This window comes from Neisseria sp. P0009.S007, from assembly GCF_051962515.1.
In genome coordinates this window covers 1-321 of the sequence record NZ_JBQCVF010001007.1, presented here as the reverse complement: position 1 = coordinate 321, position 321 = coordinate 1, and the positions used below count along the sequence as shown (strand labels likewise).

Genomic DNA, 321 nt, shown 5'->3' with positions numbered 1-321 from the left:
TTCGTATCCAACCAATACGCGCGTTTGGAGGAAATGCCCAAAGGCGCCGTCGTCGGCACATCCAGCCTGCGCCGCGAAGCCCAGTTGCGCGCCCGCTATCCGTATTTAGTCATCAAACCCCTGCGCGGCAACGTGCAAACCCGCCTGTCCAAACTCGACCACGGCGAATACGATGCCATCATCCTCGCCGCCGCCGGATTGCAGCGTTTGGAACTGGACGAACGCATCCGCCTGATCCTCTCCGAAGCCGACAGCCTGCCCGCCGCAGGACAAGGCGCGTTGGGCATCGAAATCGCCGCACACCGCACCGACCTTCTCGAC

Annotated in this window: 1 pseudogene; it reads left to right on the top strand. The window is 62.6% G+C overall.

Annotated elements, in window-relative coordinates:
• Positions 1–321 (top strand): annotated as a pseudogene (locus tag ACTHS3_RS17530) (hydroxymethylbilane synthase); the annotation flags it as partial.